Annotated in this window: 20 protein-coding genes; 13 read left to right on the top strand and 7 right to left on the bottom strand. The window is 72.7% G+C overall.

The features are described 5' to 3' along the window. The first annotated feature begins 33 nt into the window (after positions 1–33). The 4 genes from lepA to hemW all read left to right on the top strand — a co-directional run bounded on the left by lepA (position 34) and on the right by hemW (position 7,491). Entirely contained in the window at positions 34–1,911 is a 1,878-nt protein-coding gene (gene lepA, locus NFU81_RS11640; RefSeq protein ID WP_251488463.1) for a translation elongation factor 4, read from the top strand. Between the two features lie 164 nt (positions 1,912–2,075). After that, the gene (locus tag NFU81_RS11635; protein WP_251488461.1) at positions 2,076–3,962 is read left to right on the top strand and encodes an AMP-dependent synthetase/ligase; all 1,887 of its coding nucleotides are present in this window, start codon (positions 2,076–2,078) and stop codon (positions 3,960–3,962) included. Between the two features lie 479 nt (positions 3,963–4,441). Beyond that, positions 4,442–6,220, top strand: a complete 1,779-nt coding sequence (locus tag NFU81_RS11630) for an ATP-binding SpoIIE family protein phosphatase (protein WP_251489040.1) — start codon at positions 4,442–4,444, stop codon at positions 6,218–6,220. 38 nt (positions 6,221–6,258) lie between these two features. Beyond that, entirely contained in the window at positions 6,259–7,491 is a 1,233-nt protein-coding gene (hemW, locus tag NFU81_RS11625; protein WP_251488459.1) for a radical SAM family heme chaperone HemW, read from the top strand. Positions 7,492–7,509: 18 nt separating this feature from the next. Here hemW and NFU81_RS11620 read toward each other — a convergent pair whose 3' ends face one another. Both NFU81_RS11620 and NFU81_RS11615 read right to left on the bottom strand, forming a co-directional pair. Then, positions 7,510–8,334, bottom strand: coding sequence for a DUF3097 domain-containing protein (locus NFU81_RS11620; protein WP_251488457.1), 825 nt, complete (start codon positions 8,332–8,334; stop codon positions 7,510–7,512). A gap of 70 nt (positions 8,335–8,404) precedes the next feature. Further along, positions 8,405–9,151, bottom strand: coding sequence for an MBL fold metallo-hydrolase (locus NFU81_RS11615; RefSeq protein ID WP_422665185.1), 747 nt, complete (start codon positions 9,149–9,151; stop codon positions 8,405–8,407). A gap of 176 nt (positions 9,152–9,327) precedes the next feature. Between NFU81_RS11615 and hrcA the strand changes: the two genes are divergently transcribed. From hrcA to NFU81_RS11595, 4 genes are all read left to right on the top strand, one after another. After that, a complete protein-coding gene (gene hrcA / locus NFU81_RS11610) occupies positions 9,328–10,344 on the top strand; it encodes a heat-inducible transcriptional repressor HrcA (protein WP_251488455.1) in 1,017 nt (338 codons plus the stop codon). After that, positions 10,345–11,478: a molecular chaperone DnaJ gene (gene dnaJ, locus NFU81_RS11605; RefSeq protein WP_251488453.1), complete on the top strand. Its 1,134-nt coding sequence runs from the start codon at positions 10,345–10,347 to the stop codon at positions 11,476–11,478. It abuts the gene before it with no gap. 613 nt (positions 11,479–12,091) lie between these two features. Next, the gene (locus tag NFU81_RS11600) at positions 12,092–13,153 is read left to right on the top strand and encodes a nitronate monooxygenase (RefSeq protein WP_251488450.1); all 1,062 of its coding nucleotides are present in this window, start codon (positions 12,092–12,094) and stop codon (positions 13,151–13,153) included. Then, the gene (locus NFU81_RS11595) at positions 13,150–13,893 is read left to right on the top strand and encodes a 16S rRNA (uracil(1498)-N(3))-methyltransferase (protein ID WP_251488447.1); all 744 of its coding nucleotides are present in this window, start codon (positions 13,150–13,152) and stop codon (positions 13,891–13,893) included. The genes NFU81_RS11600 and NFU81_RS11595 overlap by 4 nt, the downstream gene beginning before the upstream one ends. A 14-nt stretch (positions 13,894–13,907) precedes the next feature. Here the strand turns inward: NFU81_RS11595 and NFU81_RS11590 are convergent, their stop codons facing one another. After that, positions 13,908–14,741: an alpha/beta fold hydrolase gene (locus NFU81_RS11590; RefSeq protein ID WP_251488443.1), complete on the bottom strand. Its 834-nt coding sequence runs from the start codon at positions 14,739–14,741 to the stop codon at positions 13,908–13,910. A 199-nt stretch (positions 14,742–14,940) separates the two neighbouring features. Between NFU81_RS11590 and NFU81_RS11585 the strand changes: the two genes are divergently transcribed. Together NFU81_RS11585 and NFU81_RS11580 are read left to right on the top strand one after the other, a co-directional pair. Continuing rightward, positions 14,941–15,324: a hypothetical protein gene (locus NFU81_RS11585; protein WP_251488440.1), complete on the top strand. Its 384-nt coding sequence runs from the start codon at positions 14,941–14,943 to the stop codon at positions 15,322–15,324. A gap of 19 nt (positions 15,325–15,343) precedes the next feature. After that, a complete protein-coding gene (locus tag NFU81_RS11580) occupies positions 15,344–18,664 on the top strand; it encodes a S41 family peptidase (RefSeq protein ID WP_251488437.1) in 3,321 nt (1,106 codons plus the stop codon). On the opposite strand, the gene NFU81_RS11575 is transcribed toward NFU81_RS11580, so the two are convergent. The 3 genes from NFU81_RS11575 to NFU81_RS11565 form a co-directional block, all read right to left on the bottom strand. Then, on the bottom strand, positions 18,661–19,191 hold the full coding sequence (locus NFU81_RS11575; RefSeq protein WP_274037268.1) for a flavin reductase family protein: 531 nt from the start codon (positions 19,189–19,191) through the stop codon (positions 18,661–18,663). The genes NFU81_RS11580 and NFU81_RS11575 overlap by 4 nt on opposite strands. Continuing rightward, positions 19,188–21,281 (bottom strand): tetratricopeptide repeat protein, encoded by a 2,094-nt coding sequence (locus NFU81_RS11570; RefSeq protein ID WP_251488429.1) that lies wholly within the window; start codon positions 21,279–21,281, stop codon positions 19,188–19,190. Before NFU81_RS11570 ends, NFU81_RS11575 begins: the two co-directional genes overlap by 4 nt. A 108-nt stretch (positions 21,282–21,389) precedes the next feature. Continuing rightward, the gene (locus tag NFU81_RS11565) at positions 21,390–22,619 is read right to left on the bottom strand and encodes a hypothetical protein (RefSeq protein WP_251488426.1); all 1,230 of its coding nucleotides are present in this window, start codon (positions 22,617–22,619) and stop codon (positions 21,390–21,392) included. A gap of 634 nt (positions 22,620–23,253) precedes the next feature. Between NFU81_RS11565 and NFU81_RS11560 the strand changes: the two genes are divergently transcribed. The 3 genes from NFU81_RS11560 (at position 23,254) to NFU81_RS11550 (ending at position 25,072) form a co-directional block, all read left to right on the top strand. After that, the gene (locus tag NFU81_RS11560; RefSeq protein WP_251488422.1) at positions 23,254–23,604 is read left to right on the top strand and encodes a transposase; all 351 of its coding nucleotides are present in this window, start codon (positions 23,254–23,256) and stop codon (positions 23,602–23,604) included. A gap of 188 nt (positions 23,605–23,792) precedes the next feature. Next, the gene (locus tag NFU81_RS11555) at positions 23,793–24,149 is read left to right on the top strand and encodes a histidine triad nucleotide-binding protein (protein ID WP_251488419.1); all 357 of its coding nucleotides are present in this window, start codon (positions 23,793–23,795) and stop codon (positions 24,147–24,149) included. Between the two features lie 17 nt (positions 24,150–24,166). Next, positions 24,167–25,072 carry a ribonuclease Z gene (locus NFU81_RS11550; RefSeq protein ID WP_251488416.1) on the top strand — a complete coding sequence of 302 codons (906 nt, stop codon included), beginning with the start codon at positions 24,167–24,169 and terminating at the stop codon, positions 25,070–25,072. Positions 25,073–25,103: 31 nt separating this feature from the next. Here NFU81_RS11550 and NFU81_RS11545 read toward each other — a convergent pair whose 3' ends face one another. Next, entirely contained in the window at positions 25,104–25,895 is a 792-nt protein-coding gene (locus NFU81_RS11545) for an HAD family acid phosphatase (protein ID WP_251488413.1), read from the bottom strand. Between the last annotated feature and the right edge of the window lie 174 nt (positions 25,896–26,069).

Genomic DNA, 26,069 nt, shown 5'->3' with positions numbered 1-26,069 from the left:
CGGCGGTGAGCGTCTCGAGAAAATGGACCCTGCGTGCCCGCGACCCCTTCATCCGTGCCGGCCAACGTGCCGCAGCCGAGCCGTACCGACCCGGCGCTGATCCGCAACTTCTGCATCATCGCGCACATCGACCACGGCAAGTCGACGCTCGCCGACCGCATGCTCCAGCTCACCGGCGTCGTCGACGCGCGGCAGATGCGTGCGCAGTACCTCGACCGGATGGACATCGAGCGTGAGCGCGGCATCACCATCAAGTCGCAGGCGGTCAGGCTGCCCTGGCAGCCCAGCGACGGCTCCGGCGGCACGCACATCCTGAACATGATCGACACCCCGGGCCACGTCGACTTCACCTACGAGGTGTCCCGCTCGCTCGCCGCCTGCGAGGGCACCGTCCTGCTGGTGGACGCGGCGCAGGGCATCGAGGCGCAGACGCTGGCGAACCTCTACCTGGCGATGGAGAACGACCTCACCATCATCCCGGTGCTGAACAAGATCGACCTGCCCGCCGCCCAGCCGGAGAAGTTCTCCGAGGAGCTGGCCAACCTCATCGGCTGCTCCCCGGAGGACGTGCTGCGGGTCTCGGCCAAGACCGGCGTCGGGGTGGACGCGCTGCTCGACCGGGTGGTCAGGGACGTCCCCGCCCCGGTCGGCATCGCGGACGCGCCCGCCCGCGCGATGATCTTCGACTCGGTCTACGACTCCTACCGCGGCGTGGTCACCTACGTCCGTGTCATCGACGGGCAGCTCACCAAGCGCGAGCGGATCCGGATGATGTCCACCGGCGCAACCCACGAGCTGCTGGAGATCGGCACCAACTCGCCGGAGATGCTGCCCGCCGACGGGCTCGGCGTCGGCGAGGTCGGCTATCTGATCACCGGTGTGAAGGACGTACGGCAGTCCAAGGTCGGTGACACGATCACCACCCAGAGCAGGGGCGCCACCGAGGCGCTGGGCGGTTACAAGGACCCGAAGCCGATGGTCTTCTCGGGGCTGTACCCGCTGGACGGCTCCGACTACCCGGAGCTGCGCGAGGCCCTGGACAAGCTGCAGCTCAACGACGCGGCGCTGGTCTACGAGCCGGAGACGTCGGCGGCCCTGGGCTTCGGCTTCCGGGTCGGCTTCCTCGGCCTGCTGCACCTGGACGTGATCCGCGAGCGCCTGGAGCGCGAGTTCGGCCTCGAACTGATCGCGACGGCGCCCAACGTCGTCTACCGGGTGCTCATGGAGGACGGCGCCGAGCACGTCGTCACCAATCCGAGTGAATTCCCCGAGGGCAAGATCTCCGAGGTCTACGAGCCGGTGGTGCGGGCCACGGTGCTGGCCCCGACCGAGTTCATCGGCGCGATCATGGAGCTGTGCCAGAACCGGCGCGGCTCGCTGCTGGGCATGGACTACCTGTCCGAGGACCGGGTCGAGATCCGCTACACGCTGCCGCTGGCCGAGATCGTCTTCGACTTCTTCGACAACCTGAAGTCCAAGACCCGCGGCTACGCGTCGCTGGACTACGAGCCCACCGGCGAGCAGAGCGCCGACCTGGTCAAGGTCGACATCCTGCTGCACGGCGACAAGGTGGACGCCTTCTCGGCGATCACCCACAAGGACAAGGCGTACGCGTACGGCGTCCGGCTGGTCGCCAAGCTGCGCGAGCTGATCCCGCGGCAGAACTTCGAGGTGCCGATCCAGGCCGCCATCGGCGCCCGGGTCATCGCCCGCGAGACGGTGCGCGCCATCCGCAAGGACGTCCTCGCCAAGTGCTACGGCGGTGACATCTCGCGCAAGCGCAAGCTGCTGGAGAAGCAGAAGGAGGGCAAGAAGCGGATGAAGATGGTCGGCAACGTGGAGGTCCCGCAGGAGGCCTTCATCGCGGTGCTGTCCACCGACTCCGACGGCGAGTCCAAGGCGAAGAAGTAGGGCGCAGGGCACGGAGCCCCAGGCGAAGGCCTGGGGTTTCGCCCGGCGGCGGGACGCGACGCGCTGGCCGCACCCTCTTACGCGCCGGGCGTCGGCCCTCTACTCTGATCCGACGGATAGGTTACTGGTGAGTTAAGAACGCCCGCGCGTGCCCGGAGGTTGCGGTGACCGACACACAGACGTTGCTAGAGAATCGGCCGCCCTCCGTGGCGACGCTCTTCCTGGACCGGGTGGCGGCCACGCCGGACGCGGAGGCCTACCGCTACCCGGTGCCGCCTGAGGGCGGCCACGAGGGACCCGACGGCTGGAAGTCGCTCACCTGGGGCGAGTCCGCCCGCCGGGTGTACGCCGTCGCGGCCGGCCTGATGGAGCTGGGGGTACGACCCGAGGAGCGGGTCGCCATCGCCTCCAACACCCGGGTCGAGTGGATCCTCGCCGACCTCGGCGTGCTGTGTGCCGGCGCGGCCACCACCACCGTCTATCCGAGCACCAACGCCGAGGAGACCGCGTTCATCCTCGCCGACTCCGGCAGCCGGGTGCTGATCGTGGAGGACGCCGCGCAGCTGGAGAAGGCACGGCAGCGCAGGTCGGAGCTGCCCGAGCTGGCCCATGTCGTGGTCATCGACCCCGAGGGCGCCCTCGACGAGGCCGGCGACGGCTGGGTGCTGTCGCTGGCGGAGCTGGAGAAGCGCGGCGAGGCCTACCTCGCCCAGCACCCGGCAGCCGTCACCGACGCGGTCGCGGCGATCACCAAGGACCAGCTCGCCACGCTGATCTACACCTCCGGCACCACGGGGCGCCCCAAGGGTGTCCGCCTGCCGCACGACTGCTGGTCGTACATGGCGCGGGCCATCGAGGCGGTCGACCTGCTGGAGCCCGAGGACGTGCAGTACCTGTGGCTGCCGCTCGCGCACGTCTTCGGCAAGGTGCTCACCGCGGGACAGATCTCCGTCGGGCACATCACCGCCGTCGACGGCCGGGTCGACAAGATCATCGAGAATCTGCCGGTCGTCCAGCCGACGTACATGGCCGCGGTTCCGCGCATCTTCGAGAAGGTCTACAACGGCGTCGCGGGCCGCGCCCGCGCCGGCGGTGCCGCCAAATACCGGATCTTCCAGTGGGCCGCGGGCGTCGCCCGCGACTACGCCAAGGCCACGCAGAACAGCATGCGGCTCACGGGTACGCCCTCGGCGCCGGTGGGGCTGCGGGCCAAGCACGCCCTGGCCGACAAGCTCGTCTACTCCAAGCTGCGGGAGGCCTTCGGCGGCCGGCTGCGGGCCTGCGTGTCCGGCTCGGCCGCGCTCGCCCCGGAGATCGGCTACTTCTTCGCCGGCGCCGGCATCCACATCCTGGAGGGCTATGGCCTCACCGAGTCCAGCGCCGCCAGCTTCGTCAACCCGGGCGAGAACTACCGCACCGGCACGGTCGGCAAGGCGCTGCCGGGCCTTGAGGTCCGCATCGCCGAGGACGGCGAGATCATGCTGCGCGGGCCGGGCATCATGCAGGGCTACCACGGCCTGCCCGACAAGACCGCGGAGGTCCTGGAAGCCGACGGGTGGTTCCACACCGGCGACATCGGGGAGCTTTCCCCCGACGGCTTCCTGAAGATCACCGACCGCAAGAAGGACCTCATCAAGACCTCGGGCGGCAAGTACATCGCTCCCGCGGAGGTCGAGGGGCAGTTCAAGGCGGTGTGCCCCTTCGTCAGCAACGTCCTGGTCGTCGGCGGCGGACGCAACTTCTGCACGGCGCTGCTCGCGCTCGACGAGCCGGCCATTCTCGGCTGGGCGTCGGAGCACGGCCTCGCCGGCCGCACCTACGCGGAGGTCGTCGCCTCGGAAGAGGCCCGCGAGCTGATCGAGGGGTACGTGCAGCAGCTCAACGAGGGCCTGCAGCGGTGGCAGCAGATCCGGCAGTTCCGGATCCTGCCCCGCGACCTCGACGTCGAGCACGGCGACCTCACGCCCAGCCTGAAGCTCAAGCGGCCCGTGGTGGAGCGGGAGTTCGCGCGCCTGATCGAGGAAATGTACTCGGGCGCCAGGGAGGCCTAGGCCTCCCTGGCGGTCCGCCCCGCCCCTTGCTGTGACCTCGCGCCTTTCCCGCCGTCGTGGCTTGGCGCGCAGTTCCGCCCCCAGAGCTTCGCCTGGGTGCTGCCCCTTGCGGTGCGTTGCTTGTCTGCCGCCGCGTCGTCGCGGGGCGCGCAGTTCCCCGTGCCCCTCTTGGCCTGCGTCCTCCTGCGCACAGCGTTCGCCCCTGGCAGGGCTCGCCCACTGCGCAGAGGATGAGCGTTCTTCGGGGGCGCGGGGAACTGCGCGCGCAACCACGACGGCGGGGAAGTGGCACCCCCCGGGGCGCCCGGGATGTTAGTGGGTCGGGGCCGGGGAAGCGGGGAGTTCGGGGGAAAGGGACCCGCTCGGGGGTCACGGAATGCCGCCGAACGACGGCAACCTGTAACCATGGAGCCGTGAGGCTCCCCCGTGCGCGCCGTGAGGGCGAGGCCCGCGACACGGCCTCGGACATCTCCCAGACCGTGTCGCAGACGAGCCTGCCCGGGAATCAGCAGGCCGCGCGCGCGGCCCGCCGGTTCCTGCGGGCGGCGCTGGCCGACTGGGCCGCCAGCGGAATGCCCGCGGCCGCCGGCCTCGAAGAGCGGCACGTGGACGACGGCACGCTCCTGGTGAGCGAGCTGGTGACGAACGCCGTGGTGCACGCGGGCACCACCGTGGAGCTGGTGTGCCGGCTGGACGCCAGGGACTCGCCGCCGGGCGTCGTCGTCGAGGTGTCGGACCATCACCCGGCGCGGGTGCTCCGCGACGAGGAAGCCGGCCGCGAGGACGCGCCGGACGCCCCCGACGACAGCCGGGAGGGCGGCCGCGGCCTGCAGCTCGTGGCGGCCCTGTCCGACGCCTGGGGCATCAGCTACCGCCGCGACCGCAAGACGGTGTGGTGCCGCTTCGACCTCCCGCCGGACGGCGGCGAGGCCCTGCCGCCCGCCCCCCACGGCGAACCGCCCGCGGAGCTGCTCGCGCCCGTACCGCCGCCGGCGGGCAACCGGCGCACCGAGCAGGACTGGGTCAACCGCGGTGCGCTGTCCTTCCTGGCCGAGGCGTCCGACCTGCTGGCGGGCCAGCTGGACGAGGACAACGTGGCGTCGCTGGCGACGCAGCTGCTGGTGCCGCGGATCGCGGACTGGTGCGCGGTGTGGGTGTACCCGGCGGGGGCGCAGGCCCGGCTGTCCAGCGTGTGGCACGGCGAGGAGCATCGGATCGACGGGCTGCGGGCCGTGCTGGAGAAGGCGCCGCCGCCGGCCGACCTGCCGCCGGGGGCGCGGCGGGCGGTGTGGCCCGTGGTGTCGGACGACCCGGTGTGCGACCGCGGCGGCGCCCTGGCGGTGCCGCTGATCGTGGCGGGGCGCTGCCACGGCACCCTGCTGCTGGGCAGGGCCGGGCTGCTCGGGATGCCCGACGAGATGACCGGCCTGGTCGAGGACTTCGCCCGCAGGGTGGCCCTGGCCATGGGCGCGGCGCGGCAGTACGCGCGGCAGGCGATGATCAGCACCGTCCTGCAGCGCGGCCTGCTGCCGCCCGCCGTGGGCGACATCCCCGGTGTCGACCACGCCGTGGTCTACGAGCCGCTGGCCGGCGACTGGGTCGGCGGCGACTTCTACGACCTCTTCCCCGCCGGGGACGGCCGCTGGTGCTTCGCGCTGGGCGACGTGTGCGGCAACGGCCCGGAGGCCGCCTCGCTCGCCGGTGTCGCCCGCCCGGTGCTGCGGCTGCTGGCCCGCGAGGGCTTCGGCGTCAGCGACGTGCTCGACCGGCTCAACAAGGCGCTCGCCGACGAGGCCGCCGCCGCGCTGGTGGGCCGGACCGCGGCCTGGGAGGGCGGCCAGGCCCGCTTCCTCTCGCTGCTCTACGGCGAGATCACGCCGTACGCGCCGGATGGCGGCGCCCACTGCACCCTGGCCTCCGCGGGCCACCCGCTGCCGCTGCTGCTCGGCAGGGACGGCAGGGTGCGGGAGGCGGCCCACCCGCAGATCCTGCTGGGGATCTCCGAGACGCCGCAATATACGAGCGAGTCCTTCGACCTGTCGCCCGGCGATGCCCTGCTGTGCGTCACCGACGGCGTGACCGAGCGCCGCCGCGGCCCGCGGCAGCTCGACGACGACGACGGGCTGGCCACCCTCCTCGGCGGCTGTACGGGCCTGGACGCGACCGGTATCGCCGAGCACGTACGGCACGCGGTGCACGCGTACGACACCGTGCCGCCCGCCGACGACCTGGCGGTGCTCGTCCTCCAGGCCCGCTGACGTGCCGGGTACCGCCCGGCGTGCCGGATACTGGGGTCATGCCCTCCGTACTGCCCGACGGCGAACCCGTGCCCGAGGACGGCGCCCTGCCGCCGCAGGCGCTGTCCGGCGCCGCGGGACGGCCGCTCGGCTTCTACCTCCACGTGCCCTACTGCGCCACCCGCTGCGGCTACTGCGACTTCAACACCTACACCGCGAGCGAGCTGCGCGGCTCCGGCGGCGCACTGGCGTCCCGCGACAACTACGCCGACGTCCTGATCGACGAGATCCGGCTGGCCAGGAAGGTGCTCGGGGACGACCCGCGGCAGGCGGAGACGGTCTTCGTCGGCGGCGGCACCCCGACCCTGCTGCCTGCGGCGGACCTCGTGCGGATGCTCGGCGCCATCAGGGACGAGTTCGGACTCGCGCCGGACGCGGAGATCACCACCGAGGCCAACCCGGAGTCCGTCGGCCCGGCGTATCTTGCCGAGCTGCGGGCCGGCGGCTTCACCAGGATGTCCTTCGGCATGCAGAGCGCCCGGCAGCATGTGCTGCGGATCCTGGACCGCACCCATACCCCGGGGCGGCCCGAGGCATGCGTCGCCGAAGCACGCGCCGCGGGCTTCGAGCACGTCAACCTCGACCTGATCTACGGCACCCCCGGCGAGTCCGACGACGACTGGCGTGCCTCGCTCGACGCGGCAATAGGCGCAGGCCCCGACCATGTGTCGGCGTATGCGCTGATCGTCGAGGAGGGTACGCAGCTGGCCCGGCGCATCCGCCGCGGCGAGGTGCCCATGACCGACGACGACGAGCACGCCGACCGCTACCTGATCGCCGACGAGCGGCTGTCCGCGGCCGGATTCGGCTGGTACGAGGTCTCCAACTGGGCGACCGCCGACGCCGCCAGGTGCCGCCACAACGAGCTGTACTGGACCGGCGCCGACTGGTGGGGCGCGGGACCCGGTGCGCACAGCCACGTCGGCGGTGTGCGCTGGTGGAACGTGAAGCACCCGGGCGCCTATGCGCAGGCGCTCGCCGAGTCCCGCAGCCCCGGCGCGGGGCGCGAGGTGCTCGCCGCCGAGGACCGCAGGGTCGAGCGCATCCTGCTGGAGCTGCGGCTGTCCGCGGGCTGCCCGCTCGACCTGCTGACCGGCGCGGGCGCCAGGGCGGCGGTGCGGGCGGTGGGCGACGGCCTCCTGGAGCCCGCGGCCCACGCGGCCGGGCGGGCCGTCCTGACCCGGCGCGGGCGGCTGCTGGCCGACGCCGTGGTGCGCGACCTCACCGATTGACCCGGCGGCCCGCCCCGCTCAGGGCGCGGTCACGAAGTCGATCAGGTGCTCCACCGAGCCCAGCAGCTCCGGCTGCAGGTCCTTGTACGTCCGCACGGACGCCAGGATGCGCTGCCAGGCCTCACCGGTGGACATGTCCCAGCCCAGCGCCCGGCACACCCCGGTCTTCCAGTCCTCGCCGCGCGGCACCCGCGGCCACTGCCGGATGCCGACGGAAGCGGGCTTCACCGCCTCCCACACGTCGATGTACGGGTGCCCGACGACCAGGACGTCCGCGCCGCTCACCGACGCGGCAACACGCGACTCCTTCGACCCCGGCACCAGGTGGTCGACCAGCACGCCGAGCCGGGCGTCGGGGGCCGGGGCGAAGTCCGCCACGATCGCGGGCAGGTCGTCGACGCCCTCCAGGTACTCCACGACCACGCCCTCGACCCGCAGGTCGTGGCCCCAGACCCGTTCGACCAGCTCGGCGTCGTGCCGCCCCTCGACGTAGATGCGCCCGGCCCGCGCCACCCGCGCCTTCACGCCGGGCACCGCCACGGAACCCGACGCGGACAGCAGCGGCCCCCGCGGTGCGGGCGCGGCCTGCGGGCGCACCAGCGTGACCGTGCGGCCGTCGATCAGGAAGCCGCGGGGCACCATCGGGAAGACCCGGTGCTTGCCGAAGCGGTCCTCCAGGGTGACCGTGTGCCCTTCCGCGGTCTTCTCGCAGCGCACCACGGCCCCGCAGAAGCCCGTCGTCGCCTCCTCGACCACCAGGTCGGCCTCCGCCGCCACCTCGGGGGCCGGGGCGCTCTTCTTCCACGGCGGGGTCAATTCGGGGTCGTAACTCCTGCTGCGCATGGGGGCGATCGTAACCAGCAGCCCCTTGCCGAGCCCAGGACGCGCGGCACAAGGCGGCGGAAAAGCGAGCCTAGGTCGCGGTCCCGAAGCGCTCGGCAAGTGCGTCGCGCTGCGCCCGCAGGTAACGCGCGTCGACCACGGCGCCGTGGCCCGGTACATAGCGGCCGGTTTCGCCGCCGAGGGCGAGCAGCGCGTCCAGGGTGCCGGGCCAGTGCGCCGGGTCGGCGTCGTCGCCCGCCTGCGGTTCGCCCGACTCCTCGACCAGGTCGCCGCAGAAGACCACCGTCGGGTCGCTCGGGCTGGCGCCCGGCACGACCACCACCAGGTCGTGGTCGGTGTGCCCGGTGCCCGGGTGCACCAGCCGCACCCGGCGCTCGCCCAGGTCGACCTCGGTCTCCCCGGCCACCTGCCGGGTCGGCAGCACCAGCTCCCGCGCCGCCTGCTCGGCCTGCTCCCGGTCGGTGCCGTGCCGTACCGCGGACTCGAGCAGCGCCTCGCGCTCCCGGCGCAGATAGTCCGGAAGCGAGCGCTCCCCGTAGACCTCGGCGCCGGGGAAGGCGGCGGTGCCGAAGACGTGGTCGAAGTGGCCGTGGGTGAGGGCGATGTGCGTGACCGTGCGGCCGGTCAGCGCCTCGACCTGCCCGCGCAGCTCCGCGCCCTCCGCCGGCGTGGAGGCGGTGTCCACCAGCAGTACGCCGCCGGAGCCGACCACCAGTCCGATCGTCACATCGAGATGGGGCATCCGTCGCCGGGCGACCCCGGGAGCCAGTTGCTCCCAGACAGAACCGCCCGTACCCGGATTCTCCGTGCTCTCCACAGATTCCACGGGGGTGACGCTATCGCCGCCGCGGTGCCGCTCGCGGTCACCTCCCCGTACCCGGTGTGCCGCACCCTTGCCGAGCCCTTGCCGCCTCGCCGTACACTTGCTGCGGGAAAGCTGGCACTCGAAACGGCGGAGTGCCAGGCCAGGGACGACACGGCTGGAGGTGCGCGATGCTGAGCGAACGCAGACTCGAAGTCCTGCGTGCCATCGTCCAGGACTACGTCGGCACCGAGGAGCCGGTCGGTTCCAAGGCGCTCACCGAGCGCCACCGGCTGGGCGTCTCACCGGCCACCGTGCGCAACGACATGGCGGTGCTCGAGGACGAGGGCTACATCGCCCAGCCGCACACCAGCGCGGGCCGTATCCCCACCGACAAGGGGTACCGGCTGTTCGTGGACAAGATGGCCGGTGTCAAGCCGCTGTCGTCCGCCGAGCGCCGGGCGATCCAGAACTTCCTCGACGGCGCGGTCGACCTCGACGACGTCGTCGCCAGGACGGTGCGGCTGCTCGCGCAGCTCACCCGGCAGGTCGCCGTCGTGCAGTACCCGTCGCTGACCAGGTCCTCGGTGCGCCACGTGGAGCTGCTGGCGCTCGCGCCCGCCCGCATCATGCTGGTGCTGATCACCGACACCGGACGGGTCGAGCAGCGGCTGATCGACTGCCAGGCACCGGTCGGCGAGACCGTGCTCGCGGACCTGCGCGCCCGGCTCAACAGCCGGGTCGTCGGCCGCCGCTTCGCCGACGTGCCGCCGCTGGTCCAGGACCTGCCGGAGAGCTTCGACCCCGACGACCGCCCCGCGGTCGCCGGAGTGCTCGCCACCCTGCTGGAAACTCTGGTGGAGCAGACCGAGGAGCGCATCATGCTCGGCGGCGCCGCCAACCTCACGAGGTTCAACCACGACTTCCCGCTGACGATCAGACCCGTGCTCGAAGCACTGGAGGAGCAGATGGTGCTTCTCAAACTGCTCGGCGAGGCAACCGACTCCGCGATGACCGTGCGGATCGGGCATGAGAATTTTCACGAGGGCCTCAACTCCACCTCGGTGGTGGCCGTCGGCTACGGTTCGGGCGACGAGGCAGTCGCCAAACTCGGCGTGGTCGGACCGACCCGCATGGACTACCCCGGAACGATGGGAGCGGTACGCGCAGTGGCACGTTACGTCGGACAGATCCTGGCGGAGTCGTAAGTGGCCACGGACTACTACGCCGTACTGGGCGTACGCCGCGACGCAGGTCCGGACGAGATCAAGAAGGCATTCCGCCGTCTCGCCCGGGAGCTGCACCCTGACGTCAATCCCGACCCCAAGACGCAGGAGCGGTTCAAGGAGATCAACGCGGCCTACGAGGTGCTCTCCGACCCGCAGAAGAAGCAGGTCTACGACCTCGGCGGCGACCCGCTGTCGGCCGCGGGCGGCGGCGCGGGGGCGGGCTTCGGCCAGGGCTTCGGGAACTTCAGCGACATCATGGACGCCTTCTTCGGGCAGTCGCAGCAGCGCGGACCGCGCTCGCGCACCCGGCGCGGGCAGGACGCGATGATCCGGCTGGAGATCGACCTCGAAGAGGCGGCCTTCGGCACCACCAAGGACATCCAGGTCGACACCGCGGTCACCTGCGGGACCTGCAACGGCGAAGGGGCCGCGCCCGGCACCGCGGCGCAGACCTGCGACATGTGCCGCGGCCGCGGCGAGGTGTCCCAGGTCACCCGGTCCTTCCTCGGCCAGGTCATGACCTCCCGCCCCTGCCCGCAGTGCCAGGGCTTCGGCACGGTCGTGCCCACGCCGTGCCCGGAGTGCGCGGGAGACGGGCGGGTGCGGTCCCGCCGCACCCTGACCGTCAAGATCCCCGCGGGCGTCGACAACGGCACGCGCATCCAGCTCGCGGGCGAGGGCGAGGTCGGCCCCGGCGGCGGCCCCGCCGGCGACCTCTACGTCGAGATCCGCGAGGTCCCGCACCAGGTGTTCCAGCGCCGCGGCGACGACCTGCACTGCACCGTCACCATCCCGATGACGGCCGCGGCGCTCGGCACGAAGTGCCCGCTGGAGACGCTCGACGGCATCGAGGAGATCGACATCCGGCCGGGCACGCAGTCCGGCCAGTCGATCCCGCTGCACCAGCGCGGCATCACCCACCTGCGCGGCGGCGGCCGCGGCGACCTCGTCGTCCACGTCGAGGTCGTGACCCCGCACAAGCTCGACGCGGACCAGGAGGACCTGCTCCGCCGCCTGGCCAAGCTCCGCGGCGAGGAACGCCCCACGGGCCAGTTCGCCCCGGGCCAGCAGGGCCTCTTCTCCCGCCTGAAGGACGCGTTCAACGGCCGCTGACGCGCGGCCGCGCTCCCTTTGCCCCGAGGGGTGCCCTTCCGCTGGGCGCGGTGCCTGAGGGGTGCCCCTTTCCGCAAGGGGGCGCCCTTCCGCGGGCCGCGGTGCCTGCGGGGTGCCTCTTACGCGGGACGGCGCGCTTCCGCTGGGCGCGGTGGCCTTGGGGTGCTCCTGGCGCAGGAGGGCGCCCTTCCGCCGGGCGCGGTGGCGTGGGGTTCCCCTTCGGTAAGCGGGCAACCACCAGGGGCGCGGGGAACTGCGCGCGCAACCGTCCCCAGGGCTTCGCCTGGGGGTGCGCTTCGCTCGCGGCCGGTGGCCCGGTTCAGACCGAACAGCCCCTTCGGGCCGGTGGCGACCCGCGCCCCTGATGTCGTGGCGGTCCCTCGCCGTGTGACGGGTCCTGGGGGGCGGCCGCCAGCGCCGCCTGATGTGGTGGCGGTCCCGATCCGTGTGACGGCTCCTGGGGCGGCGCCAGCGCTGCCCTGACGTGGTGGCGGTCCGTCGCCGGGTGACGGGTGGGGCGGGCCGGGCGCGGCCCGGGAGGGGCGCCGTCCGGCGCGAGGGGACCCGGGGGGCGGTATGGGCCGGCGCGGCGAGCGCATGGCAGGCTAGGTGCATGTCCGCGCCCAGTCTGACGTCGTTCTCGGCGTACCCGATCGTGCAGGCCCCGATGGCCGGTGGCGCGTCCAACCCGCGGCTGGCCACGGCGGTCGCAGCGGCCGGCGGGCTGGGGTTCCTGGCGGCCGGGTACAAGACGCCCGAGGCGATGTACGAGGAGATCCGGCAGCTCCGCGACCAGAGCACGCACCCTTTCGGGGTCAACCTGTTCATGCCGCAGCCCAAGGCCACCGACCCGTCCGCCGTGGCGGTGTACGCCGAGCAGCTGGCCGGCGAGGGGGCCTGGTACGGGACGCCGCTCGGCGACCCCGACGCCGGCACCGACGACGCCTACGACGCCAAGGTCGCCATCCTGCTGGAAGACCCCGTGCCGATGGTGAGCTTCACGTTCGGGTGCCCGGCGCAGGCGGTGCTGGAGTCGTTCCGCAAGGCCGGTACGTACACCGTGGTCACCGCCACCTCGGTGCCGGAGGCGCTGGCCGCGCAATGGGCCGGCGCCGACGCGGTGTGCGTGCAGGGCGTGGAGGCCGGCGGCCACCAGGGCACCCACCGCGACGACCCGCAGCTCGACCACGCGGGCACCGGCCTGCTCGCCCTGCTGCCGCAGGTGCGCGAGGCGGTGCAGGTGCCGTTGATCGCGGCCGGCGGCCTGATGCGGGGCGCGCAGATCGCCGCGGTGCTCGCGGCGGGCGCGGACGCGGCGCAGCTCGGCACGGCCTTCCTGGTCTGCCCCGAGTCCGGCGCCGATCCGCTGCACAAGCGGGCGCTCACCGACCCGGTCTTCACCCGCACCGAGCTGACCAGGGCCTTCTCCGGGCGCCCCGGCCGTGCGCTGGTCAACCGCTTCATCCGCGAGCACGGGCCGTACGCGCCGCAGGCCTACCCGCAGATCCACCATCTGACGGCGCCGCTGCGCAAGGCCGCCGCCGCTGGGGGCGACCCGCAGGCGATGGCCCTGTGGGCCGGGCAGGGCCACCGGCTGGCCCGTGAGGAATCGGCGGGGCGCCTGATGGAGCTGCTGATCGAGGAGCTGCACGCGGCACAGGAGGTCGTGGCGTGACGGCGCCGGTCTTCCTGGTCGAGCCCGCCGCGCTGGACGGCTCGCCCTCCCGGATCGCCCTGGACGGCCCCGAGGGGCGCCACGCGGTGTCCGTACGGCGGCTGCAGCCCGGCGAGGAGGTCGTCCTGACGGACGGGGCGGGACGGGGCGCGTACGGCCGTGTGGCGGCCGTACGCGGCAAGGACGAGCTGGACGTCGACGTCGACGGCGTCCGGGAGGAGGACGAGCCCTCCCCGCGTATCACCGTCGTCCAGGCCCTGCCCAAGGGCGACCGCGGCGAACTCGCCGTCGAGACGATGACGGAGGCCGGCGTCGACGCGATCGTGCCGTGGGCGGCGGGTCGCTGCGTGACGCAGTGGCGGGGGGAGCGCGGGGCCAAGTCGCTGGCCAAGTGGCGGTCCACCGCCCGGGAGGCGGCCAAGCAGGCGCGGCGCCTGCGGTTCCCCTCGGTCGGGGAGCTGATGACGACGCGTCAGGTCGCGGCGCTTCTCGGCGGTGCGCAGTTCGCGGGGGTCCTCCACGAGGAGGGCGCCGCCGCGCTGGCGTCCGCGCCGCTGCCTTCCGCCGGGTCGCTGGTCCTGGTCGTCGGCCCCGAGGGCGGGGTCGCCCCCGAGGAGATCGCCGCCTTCGCGGAGGCGGGCGCCCTGGCGTACCGCTTGGGACCGACGGTCCTGCGCACCTCCACGGCCGGCGTGGCCGCCACCGCCCTGCTCCTCACCCGCACTGATCGCTGGTCCTGACCTCCCCCGGTGGTTCACTCGGCGAGGAAGTCGGTGAACGCCGCGTTCATCTCCTCCGGGTGGGTCCAGCCGATGTTGTGGGGGCCGCCCTCGATCTCCACGAAGCGGCAGTCCTTGAGCAGCGCCGGCAGCCGCCGGCCCGTGGAGGCGATCGGGAGGATCCGGTCCTCCGTGCCCTGGACCACCAGCGTCGGCACGTCGTTGCGCGGTACATCGCCACGGAAATCCGTCAGCCACGAGTCGACGCACGTGAGCGTCGCAATGGGCGAAGCGGCGGCCGCGACGTTCCACTGCGACTGCCACGCCTGCTCGCTGATCCGCGCCCCGCCCAGCTTGTCGACGTTGTTGAAGTCGTCGAGGAAGGCCTTCAGGAAGGCCGGCCGGTCGGCGACGATCGCCTGCTTGATGCCGTCGAAGACGGACTTGTCGACGCCGTCGGGATTGTCGTCGGTGCGGAGCAGGAACGGCGGGATCGGCCCGAAGAGCGCGGCCTTGGCGACCCGTTCGGAGCCGTAGCTGCCCAGGTAGCGGGTGACCTCACCGGTGCCCATGGAGAAGCCGGCCAGTACCGCGTCCCGCAGGTCGAGCGTGTCCACCAGGACCTTCAGGTCGGCGGCGAAGGTGTCGTAGTCGTAGCCCGCGGAGGGCTGGCTGGACTTGCCGAAGCCGCGGCGGTCGTAGGTGATCACGCGGTACCCCGCCTTGAGCAGGAGGGGGATCTGCCGTTCCCAGGAGGCCCCGTTGAGCGGGAAGCCGTGGATCAGGACGACGGGCTGCCCCTCGCCGTGGTCCTCGTAGTACAGCTCGACGGTGGTCGAGTTCTCGCTGCCGACGGTGATGTGGCCCATGGGTTCCTCCGTGCGATGAGCGGACGGACCCTTCCACAGCACCCCGCGGGCACGGTGATCGCATCTTGCGCGGACCACTGGGTGAGACGCCGCCCGCGCAGTGAGACGGCCGCACAGCACATGGCGACGGGTCCCGTAAGGGTGCGAATCGGCCGTGTGGGGGATGGACCGGCGGGCGGCGGCGCAGGACCGTAGAGGGATGGGAAAGACCAGGAGGAACTGGGCGGTTGGGGCATTGCTCGCCGCCGCGGGGGTGGGCGTCGCGGCGTGCGAGCCGGCGGACGGGCTCGGCAGCAGTGCGGTGTCGGCGACGACGGACCAGTTGGCCACGCACGCGCTGAAGGCGGACAGGGTCCACGTGGAGTGGCTGTCGTGCAGCGCCTCGACGGGCAGCAGGCAGGCGTCGGTGGACTGCGTGGGGCGCACGGAGGACCAGCAGAAGATCTCCGTGAAGGGCACCGTGACCGAGCAGTTGGACAACACCTGCGTGCGCGGCCATCTGACCGCGACCGTCGGCGCGCGCCGGGTCTTCGACGTACGGGGGCTCGGGAACTGCGGAAAGCGGACTCCGGCGACGAGTTGATCGAAGTTAGGCTGGCCCGGTGACGCACCCGACACCGAAGCAGCCGAGCGCGGACCAGGCGCCGCAGCCCTCGTATCTCAGGCACCCGCACCCGCACGGCGACCTGATCGCCTTCACCGCGGAGGACGACGTGTGGGTCGCGCCGCTGGACGGCGGGCGTGCCTGGCGGGTGAGCGCGGACAACATGCCGGTCGGGCGGCCCAGAGTGGCGCCCGGCGGCGACCTGGTCGCGTGGACGTCGACCAGGGACGGGGCTCCCGAGGTGCACGTGGCGCCGCTGGACGGCGGCCTGTCGCGCCGGCTGACGTACTGGGGCGACGCGCGGACCGCGGTGCGCACCTGGGCGCCGGACGGCGCGCTGGTGGTGACCAGCGCGTACGGTCTGCCGTCCGCGCGCCGGGCCTGGGCGCGCACGGTCCCGCTGGACGGCGGGCAGGACACCAGGCTGCCCTACGGACCGGTCGGCGACGTGGCGTACGGCCCCGGGGGTGCGGTGCTGCTGCAGTCGGTGCTGATGGGCCGCGAGGCGGCGTACTGGAAGCGCTACCGCGGCGGCACCGCGGGCAAGTTGTGGCTGGACCCGGACGGCAGCGGCGAGTTCGGCCGGGTGCACACCGGCCTCGACGGCAACATCGAGTGCCCGATGTGGGTGGGGGAGCGGATCGCCTTCCTGTCCGACCACGAGGGCGTCGGCGCGCTCTACTCCAGCCTTCCCGACGGCACGGACCTGCGCCGGCACAGCGCCCTGGACGGTTTCTACGCCCGGCAGGCGGGTACGGACGGCGTCCGGGTGTCCTGGACCTCGGGCGGCCGGCTGTACCTGCTGGACGACCTGGTGGACGCCGAGCCGCGCCCGCTGGAGATCGCCCTCGGCGGCCAGCGCACCGACCTCCAGCCGCACCCCGTGCGCGCCGCCCACCACCTGGGCGACGCCCGCCCCGACCACACCGGGCGCGGCAGCGCGGTCGAGATCCGCGGCACCACCCACTGGGTCACCCACCGCGGCGGCCCGGCCCGCGTGCTGGCGGCCCAGCCCGGGGTGCGCACCCGGCACCCGCGGGTCTTCGCGCCCGGCGGCGCGGACGGCGAGCAGCACGTGGTGTGGGTGACCGACGCGGACGGCGGCGAGGACGCCCTCGAACTGGCCCCCGCGGTGGGCCTGCCGGCCGGCACCGCGCCGCGGCGGCTGGCCGCCGGGCGGCTCGGCAGGGTGCTGGAGGTCGAGGTGTCGCCCGACGGGCACCGCATCGCGGTCGCCTCGCACGACGGCCGGGTGCTGCTGGTGGAGACGCAGACCGGCGAGGTCCGCGAGGTCGCGTCGAGCGACGCGGGCGACGCCACCGGGCTCGCCTTCTCGCCGGACTCCGCGTGGCTGGCGTGGTCCGCGCCGGGACCCGGCTCGCTGCGGCAGCTGAAGCTGGCCGCCACCGCCGACCTCGCGGTGACCGACGCGACGCCGCTGCGTTTCAACGACTACGCGCCGGCCTTCACCGCCGACGGCCGCCATCTGGCATTCCTGTCGGAGCGGGCCTTCGACCCGGTCTACGACGCCCACGTCTTCGACCTGTCCTTCGCCAACGCCGGCCGCCCGTACCTGATCACGCTGGCCGCGACGACCCCGTCGCCGTTCGGGCCGCAGCGGCACGGCAGGCCGTACGAGCCGGACGACGACGAGCAGGACGGCGGCGCGAAGGGCGACGAGGACAAGAGCCGCGAGAAGGGCGACGGCGACGCCAAGAGCGACGGCCCGCGCACCCCGGCCACCCGGGTCGACCCCGAGGGCCTGGCGGACCGCATCGTGCCCTTCCCGGTCGAGGCGGGCCGCTACTCCGGGCTGCGCGCGGCCAAGGGCGGTGTGCTGTGGCTGCGCCACCCGCTGGTCGGCACCCTCGGTGCGGCCCTTGCCACGCCCGAGGCGCAGCCGCCCGGCACCTTGCTGGAGCGCTACGACCTGGTCCAGTTGCGGCTGGAGGAACTGGCCGAGGACGCCGACGACTTCGCGGTGACCGGCGACGGTACGCGGGTGCTGCTGACCGACGGCAGCCGGCTGCGGGTGGTGCCCTCGGACAGCAAGGCCGACCCGGACGACGAGTCCGGCGGTTCGGTCACCGTGGACCTGTCGCGTATCCGGATGACCGTGTACCCGCAGGAGGAGTGGCGGCAGATGTTCGCCGAGACCCACCGGCTGGCCAGGGACAACTTCTGGCGCGCCGACATGGGCGGCCTCGACTGGGACGGCGTCGCCGAGCGCTACCGCCCGCTGCTCGACCGGGTCGCCACCCACGACGACCTGGTGGACCTGCTGTGGGAGCTGCACGGCGAGCTGGGCACCTCGCACGCGTACGTCATCCCGCCCGGCGGCTACCGCGACCCGCTGCACCGGCAGGGGCTGCTCGGCGCGGACCTCTCCCGCGCCGAGGACGGGCGCTGGCGGGTCGACCGGGTGCTGCCGGGGGAGTCCTCCGACCCGCACGCGCGCTCGCCGCTGTCGGCGCCGGGCGTGGCCGTACGCGCGGGCGACGTGCTGCTCGCGGTCGACGGCCGCCCGGTGGACCCGGTGGCGGGACCCGGGCCGCTGCTGGTCGGCACCGCGGGCAAGCCGGTCGAGCTGTCGGTGACCGCTCAGTCGGGCGGGCCTGTCCGGCACGTGGTGGCGGTGCCGCTCGACGACGAGGAGGCGCTGCGTTACCACGACTGGGTCGCCGGGCGCCGGGCCCACGTGCACGAGGTGTCGGGCGGCCGGCTCGGCTATCTGCACGTGCCGGACATGGTCGGCAGCGGCTGGGCCCAGCTGCACCGCGACCTGCGGGTCGAGGTGGCGCGCGAGGGCCTGGTGGTGGACCTGCGGGAGAACCGGGGCGGCCACACCTCGCAGCTGGTGATCGAGAAGCTGGCCCGCAGGATCGTCGGCTGGGACCTGCCGCGCGGCGGCCACCCGATCAGTTACCCGCAGGACGCCCCGCGCGGCCCGGTCGTCGCGGTGGCCGACGAGTTCTCCGGCTCCGACGGCGACGTGGTGAACGCGGCGATCCGTGCGCTGGGCATCGGCCCGGTCGTCGGCACCCGCACCTGGGGCGGCGTGATCGGCGTCGACAGCCGCTACCAGCTCGTCGACGGGACGGCCGTCACCCAGCCCAAGTACGCCTTCTGGCTGGAGGGTTACGGCTGGGAGGTGGAGAACCACGGCGTCGACCCGGACATCGAGGTGGTCTGCACCCCGCAGCAGTGGGCGGCGGGTTCCGATCCGCAGCTGGACGAGGCCGTCTCGCTCGCGCTGGCCGCCCTGGAGGTCTCCCCGGCCAAGACCCCGCCGCCGTTGCCGCCGCTGGACCCGTCCTAGCCGGGACCGGTGTGGTAGCCGCCGTCGGCGAACAGCAGCGCGGGTCCCGGGGACATGCTGTGGTCCGTCACGGCGCCGAGCAGCAGCAGGTGGTCGCCGGCCGGCAGGAGGCCGGCGCGGCGGCACAGCAGGACGGCGACCGCGCCGGGCAGCAGCGGCAGGCCGTGCGGGCCGGTGTGCACCGGCAGGCCGGCGAAGCGGTCGCCGGGGCGGGTGAAGCGGGTGCACAGGTCGCCCTGGTCCGCGGCGAGCACGTTGACCGCGAAGTGCTCGGCGCGGGTGAAGGCGGACCGGCTGCCGGAGGAGGCGTTCAGGCACCACAGGACGAGCGGCGGGTCCAGGGACACCGAGGTGAAGGAGTTGACGGTGACGCCGGCCGGCCGCCCCTGGTGCCAGGTGGTGACCACCGCGACGCCGGTGGCGTAGCGGCCCAGCACATCGCGCAGCGCACGCTGCCCGGCCGGCCCGTGCAGCGGGTGCCCCGCCGGGCCGGCCGCCCCGTGCACGGCCGGCTCGGCGGTGGTCACGCCCGGCCTGTCTTCACGCGGCAGGTCTTCAGGGCGGCGACGATGTCCTCGTCGTCGGGGGCGAGGGCGCCCGCGACCTCCAGGTCGGCCAGCGCGCTGTCCCATTCCTCGCGGGCCTGGTGGAGGAACGCCCGGTTGTAGCGCAGTGCCGCGTCGTCGGGGGACAGCTCCACCGCCCGGCGCATGTCCTCCAGCGCGGCGTCCGTCCGGCCGCTCTCGAAGCGGACCGCGGCCCGCCCGGACAGCGCGGTGACCAGGCTCGGATCGGCCGCGACGGCCCGGTCGTACGCGTCCTCGGCTGCGGCGAGGTCCTCGCCCTCGGCGTGCACCTGGCCCACGACCACGTGCAGGTAGGCGTTGTCGGCGTCGAGCAGGAGTCCGGTCTCGGCGTCCTGCCGGGCGGCGTCGAGCCGGCCCTCGTCCAGGTGCAGCCCGGCCCGGTTGACGTAGGCGTCGACGAAGTCCGGCTCCAGGTCGATGACGTAGTCGAAGTCGGCCAGCGCGCCGGCGGTGTCGCCCTCCGACAGCCGCAGGTCGCCGCGGTTGTAGCAGATCTCGGGGAAGGGCGGGGACAGCCGCATCGCCCGTGCGTAGTCGGCCAGTGCCTCCTCGGTGCGGCCCAGCCGCCGCAGGATGTTGCCGCGTTCGAGGTAGTGCTCGGCGTGGTTGGGGTCCTGCTCGATGACGACGGCGTAGTCGGCCAGCGCCTCGTCCAGGCGGCCCAGTCCCGTGTAGACGCGGGCGCGGTTGTTCTTGAGCACCGAGCGGTGCAGGCGGTGCTCGTCGGGTTCCAGTTGCCTGTCGAGGTCGTCGACGCACTCGGTCACGAGCCTGAGCGCTTCCGCGGGGTCGCCGAGATTGACTTCGACCAGTGCGCGACCGTTTTTGTAAAAGGCGCTCTGGAAGGCCCGCTCGACCCGGTCGGGCAGCAGCGACGCAGTCGCGACCGCGCCGTTCAGCAGGGCTTTCGCCTTCTTCTCGTCGCGGTCGGCCGGGTCATTATGCCGGGTGTAGAGCATTGCCGTGGAATAAGAGCACGCCAAATGCACGGCAGGGTCGGTGGACAGAAGTCTTGCCCGGTCGTAGATTTCCTCGGCTTCGCGGGTCCGCGACAATATCGAGAGCGCCAGTCCTTGTTTGACGGCGAACTTCCACCACAGGGCGTCGTCCCCCGTGCCGTCGAGCAGCGCGAAAGCCCGGGTGCCGTAGTCGACGACCGCGTCGTAGAAGCCGTTCACCAGGCAGTGGTCGGCAGCGGCGAGAAGCACGGGAAGGGCGGCGCCGACGGGGTCGCTGCCGCGTTCCAGGTGGAAGGGGACGGCGCCGAGGCCGTACGAGAAGTCGCCCACCGCGAGGACCTCCGCGGCCCTGCGGTCGTGCAGCGCGGCCCTTTCCGCAGGGGTGAGCGCCTCGTAGGCGGCGCGGGTGGCGGGCTCCTCGGCCAGGCACTCGCCGCTCACGTACGACCAGGCGTCCTGGCCCGGCGGCGCGGACGGCCCTGCCACGACGGCGGTTTCCAGCGCGCGGGCCTCCAGGACCGACCGCAGCCGCTCGTCCAGCGCCGTTCCGTCCCCGCCGCAGCAGACCACGACGGTGAGGCGGGCCGGGTCCACCCGCCGCACCAGCGCGGCGATGAACTCGACGTCGGTGGCCTCGGCGTGCTCGGCGTTCTCCACCACCAGGGTGCGCGGCCCGTCGGAGGGCAGCGCGTCACGGACGAACTCGGCCAGCCCGTTGGCGATCCGCTTGGTCCGCAGCCGCGCGTAGTAGCGGGTGCGCTCGGCGGGGAGCGCCATCGAGGTCAGCGTCTCGCGCGAGTTGGGGACCTGGTCGCCCAACTCCGGCGCCACGGACAGCACCTCGATGTCGTAGCGGCGCACCGGGGCCGCGTCGCGCCGCAGTACCTCGGGCACCAGCGCCCGCACCACCGTGTTGGCCGCGGTGTACGGGCCGCGCAGCCGGCGGTGCGCGTCGACGGGCAGTCCTGACGGCAGGAGCGCGGGCGGAGCCGCAAGCGAGCGTACGGCGTCGGCCCGGCTCCGTCGTGAGCCTCCGTGCACCCAGTGGTGGCGGAACTCTGCCTGGTCCATGCGGCGTTCTCCTTCCACGGGCCGGCTCGCGAGCGCGCTGCCGGTGCCGTCCGTCGGTCGTGATCTGCGTGGTGCGGGAGCGCGCGGCGGCCCTGCGGACCGGGCGGGTCAGGCGGTCTGCGGCGGGGGCGAGGCGGGGGCCGTCGCCCTGTTCCTGCGCCGCCAGCTCCTGGCGGCCAGATAGCCGGCCAGGAACAGCTCGCCGAAGTTGAGGATCAGGAAGACGATCACGTCGGCGATATTCGCCGGCGAGAGATTCGCGTCGAGTTTGTGCACGGCCATCCGCGTCACCTTGATGCCGGTCGGAATGACGGCGGTCAGCAGGGTCGTGGTCAGGAACACGTAACCGGCCGCCATCAGCCACGAATACCAGCGGGCGACCTCGCGGTCCCGGTCGGTCCAGCCGGACTCCTCGACCGCCCGCTCGGGCCTGCGCAGCAGCCGTACGACGCGGTTGCGCAGCTGCTGGCGGGCCACGGTCTGCAGGTCGTTGCAGCCCAGGACGGTGATCGCCAGGTAGTACAGGTCGGTGCGCAGGAAGAAGTAGAACTGCCAGGCCAGCCGCAGTACGACGGCGAAGGCCATGGACAGCAGCAGCCGGTGGACGACGCCTGCGGCGCCGGTGCTGCCGTGCAGCCCCGCCGCGCCCAGCGTCAGGCCGCAGACGACCAGGACGTCGAGCAGCATGCCGGCCAGCATCGGCAGGTAGCGCTTGCGGCGCGGCACGGCCACCAGCCCGTCCAGCGCGGTCACGAAGACGACGTAGTAGAAGCGCCGGCCGATCGAGAGGGTGGAGCGCAGGCCGAGCCGGCGGCCGGCGAGGGCGTGGAAGGCCTCGTGCGCGAGGATCCAGGGCACCTGGCCGAGCACGATGCCCAAGGTGAGCACCACCAGCGAGGAGTGGGTGAAGAACAGGTGCTGGTAGCGCGGTAACAGCTCGGGGGTGCGGATCACGGCGGCCGCCGCCGCGGCGACCAGCAGGCCGTAGAAGGCCCACGCGACGGGGGAGAACAGCGCGCGCCCCAGGCGCTGCCAGCGCACCGGGCCTGTCGCCTGCGCCGTCTGCTCGCCGTCCTTGACCAGCAGCTCCAGCTCCTCCAGGACCTCCAGGAACTCGGCGACGTCCACCTGCTCGCCGTACTGCTCGGTGTACCAGCGGGCGGCGGCGTTGGGCGACTCGCCGGCCTCAAGGCGGCGCAGCAGCGCGGCGCCGTCGACCGGGAAGAGCCCGTAGGAGTCGATGTCCGCGCGCCCCACGGTGACCTCGTCGCCCTCCTCCAGGTAGGTCAGCGGATGCAGCCGCACCGGCTGGTCGAGATCCGGGGAAACCGTTGCCATGTCTGCCTCACTGCTACGGGTCGCGGGCTGCTGCGGGGTCTGCGGTCGCGCTGTGCGGGTCGGGACGTGGGCGGCCCGGGCCGCCGGCCGTGAGGCAGGCGGCCCGGGCCGGCGGCTCAGCTGGCGCCGCAGCAGTAGGCCGAGGCGGCGGCCGAGGTCAGACGGACCGTGCCGGCCTTGCGGACGGTGATCTTCTTCATGGCGGACTCCTTCTCTCAGGGCGGTGCACTTCGCCGTCCGATAATTCGGCGGCGGCCCGATTTCTCGGGGGACTCGGAAAGAAAAGGGAATGCGTCGGCCACTTGATGGTGCACTCACCTGTCCTATCGGGAAACAGTGCCTTGCGCCTGTCCCCGGCTCCGCCAGATTTGCATGGAACACAGAAGCGTGTCAACGGGGCGCAGGGAAGGCGGCAGGGGGCATCCAGTCAAGATCAAAAGGTATTGGGGAAAGCCTTATTCGCGTTCCGTGATGAGGGAGGACCGATGGACGGCGGCGCGATCCCGGTGCCATAGTCGGCGGTGGTCCCGGAATGGACGGGAGTCTTCGACGGGGAAGGTGTCTCACGTGGCTGTGTTCAATGGGAACAATGTTTTAACGGTGTCGCATGGGATTTGATCTGGCTCAGAGATTGGTGACGGACGACTTATGGCAACTGGTGGAGCCGCTGCTCCCGGCCCTCGGCTTCCGCCGCCAGGGCGGGGGTACCGCCCCGGTGGACGAGCGCAAGGTTTTCACCGCCGTCGTCTACGTGCTCATGTCGGAGTGTCCGTGGCGGCAGCTGCCGCCACGCTTCGATGTCGCACCTGCCACCGCACACCGCCGCTTCACCGCCTGGACCAGGGCGGATCTTTGGCGGTCGCTGCAGGATCGCGCCGAGGAACAGATGTCCTCCTTCCGCGAGCAGCGCTGGGTCGCCGCGATAGCCGCCGCGGCACGCGCGCGGGCCATGTCGCGGGCTGCCACGCGAGACGCACCGATCTGAGCTGAATGCCCGGTATGCGGCCGGGTCGCCTCCGGGTCGCGCCGGCCCCCGTACGCACCCGTGGGGACGGCCCGCGCCGCATGTATCGGTCACCCTGCGTGATGGATCGAACGCGCAACGGTGGATCTTGCAGGGGCCGCGGGCCGGTAGCATGCGAAGCCCGTAAGCCCCGAGAAGGGAGCCCCGCGATGGCGGGAGAGCCGCAGGCCGACTGCCTGTTCTGCAAGATCGCCGCGGGGGAGATCCCCGCGACGATCGTCCGCGAGACGCCGACCACGCTTGCCTTCCGCGACATCAACCCGCAGGCGCCGACACATGTCCTGGTCATCCCGCGGGTGCACTACGCCGACGCGGCGACCCTGGCGGCGGGCGACCCCGGCGCGGTGGTGGACGTGCTGCGCGAGGCCGGCGAGGTGGCGGCGCGGGAGAAGGTCGACGGCACGGGCTACCGGATCGTGTTCAACACCGGCCCGGGCGCCGGCCAGACCGTCTTCCACGCCCACGCCCACGTACTGGGCGGCCGCGACCTCCAGCGGCTGGTCTGAGGCCGGCGCCCGCACCGATGCCCGCACGCGAACTCGTCGTCCTCGGCACCGCCAGCCAGGTCCCGACCCGGCAGCGCAACCAGAACGGCTACGTGCTGCGCTGGGACGGCGAGGGCATCCTCTTCGACCCCGGCGAGGGCAGCCAGCGCCAGATGCTGCACGCCGGGGTGTCCGCGCACGACCTGACGCGGATCTGCGTCACCCATTTCCACGGCGACCACTCCCTCGGCCTTGCCGGGGTGATCCAGCGCATCAACCTCGACCGGGTGCCGCACCCGGTCACCGCGCACTACCCGGCGAGCGGGCAGGGCTACTTCGACCGGCTGCGGCACGCGACCGCCTACCGCGAGACCGTCTCCCTGAAGGAGGAGCCGGTCACCGGCGACGGAGTGCTGGCGGTGACCGCGGACTTCACGCTCGAAGCGCGCCGGCTGTCCCACCCGGTCGAGTCGTACGGCTACCGGCTCACCGAGCCCGACGGGCGCCGGATGCTGCCGGACCGGCTCGCCGAGCACGGCATCGCGGGACCCGACATCGGCCGCCTCCAGCGCGAGGGCGTCCTGAGCGGCGTCACCCTTGCCGAGGTCAGCGAGCTGCGCAGGGGCCAGCGTTTCGCCTTCGTCATGGACACCCGGATGTGCGAGGCCGTGCCCGAACTGGCCGACGGCTGCGACCTGCTGGTGATCGAGTCGACCTTCCAGGACCAGGACGCGGCAATTGCCGAGGAATACGGCCATCTGACCGCAGGCCAGGCAGCGGCGGTGGCCCGCGACGCGGGCGTACGCCACCTGGTGCTGACGCACTTCTCGCAGCGGTACCCCGAGCCCGCGGGCTTCGAGGAGCAGGCCAGGGCCGCGGGATTCACCGGCGGCCTGACCATTGCCGCGGACCTGGCGCGGGTCCCGGTGCCCGGCCGCCGCTGAGCCCGGGACCCGTACGAGGTGCTGACTACGGCTACGGCAGGAAGTACATCGGGTTGGGCAGCTTGAAGGACTTGTCCGCGTAACCGCCCGACAGGTCGCTGTACTGGTCGCCGAAGTTGCCGATGATGTCGTAGCCGAGCGACTCGATGTGCGCCCGGGTGCCGGACTTGTACTCGACGGTCGTGCAGGTCGCACCGCAGCTCAGGTACGCCGGCGGGTTCACCTTGTTCTTCAGGTAGAGGTGGGCGGTGTCGGGCGCCGGCTTGTAGCCGACCGCGGTCAGGTTGCGTACGGTGTCGGCGCGCTGGGACTCCGGGCGGCCGGTGATCCAGAAGACCGTGACGCCCTGGTCCGCGGCCCAGTTGGCGAGGGTGTCCATGCCGAAGACCGCCGGCATGTCCTTGCTGTCCAGGTAGGCCTGGTTGCTGGCGGGCGTGTAGTTGAAGCCCACCTCCAGCTCGTAGTTGTACGTGATCACGCTGGTGTCGTCGACGTCCAGCACGATCGCGGGCTTCCCCTGGCCGCCGTGGCCGCCCTTGTGCAGCGCGCGCGCCAGGTCGGACTTGGCCTTGGCCTCGATACCGGCCAGCTGGTGGGCGTAGCTGCTGTCGGCCGACGCGAAGTGCTCGCCCGAGGCGTCGACGGTGTCGCCGTAGTAGGCCTTGATCTCGTTCACCACGTCGGTGAGGTTGGGGATCTCCTTGTCGCTGCGCGGCACCGAGTTGTCCGCGGTGGCGGCGCCGACGCCGTAGAAGGTGGCGCCCAGGGTGGCCGCGGCGGCGGCCAGTGCCAGCGAACGGCGGGACAGACGGGCACGGGACATGACGGTGCTCCTTCAACGCTGGTTGGTGCGGCGAAAGTTAGACCCCCCGATCGCGGCAGGTCAAGCAAGGTCTACGCGCGTATCGTCACATCGCAGGTCAGAAGCTGTTTCCCTGATGTTTCACGGGAGTTCGGAGCAATGTCACCAGGTGGCCGCCTGGTGCGGGACGGGTGG

Origin of the sequence: Actinacidiphila cocklensis (assembly GCF_907177275.1) — a bacterium.
Classification (GTDB): Bacteria; Actinomycetota; Actinomycetes; order Streptomycetales; family Streptomycetaceae; genus Actinacidiphila; species Actinacidiphila cocklensis.
The sequence above is the reverse complement of the archived record's forward strand: the minus strand, read 5'-3'. Positions and strand labels throughout refer to the sequence as shown.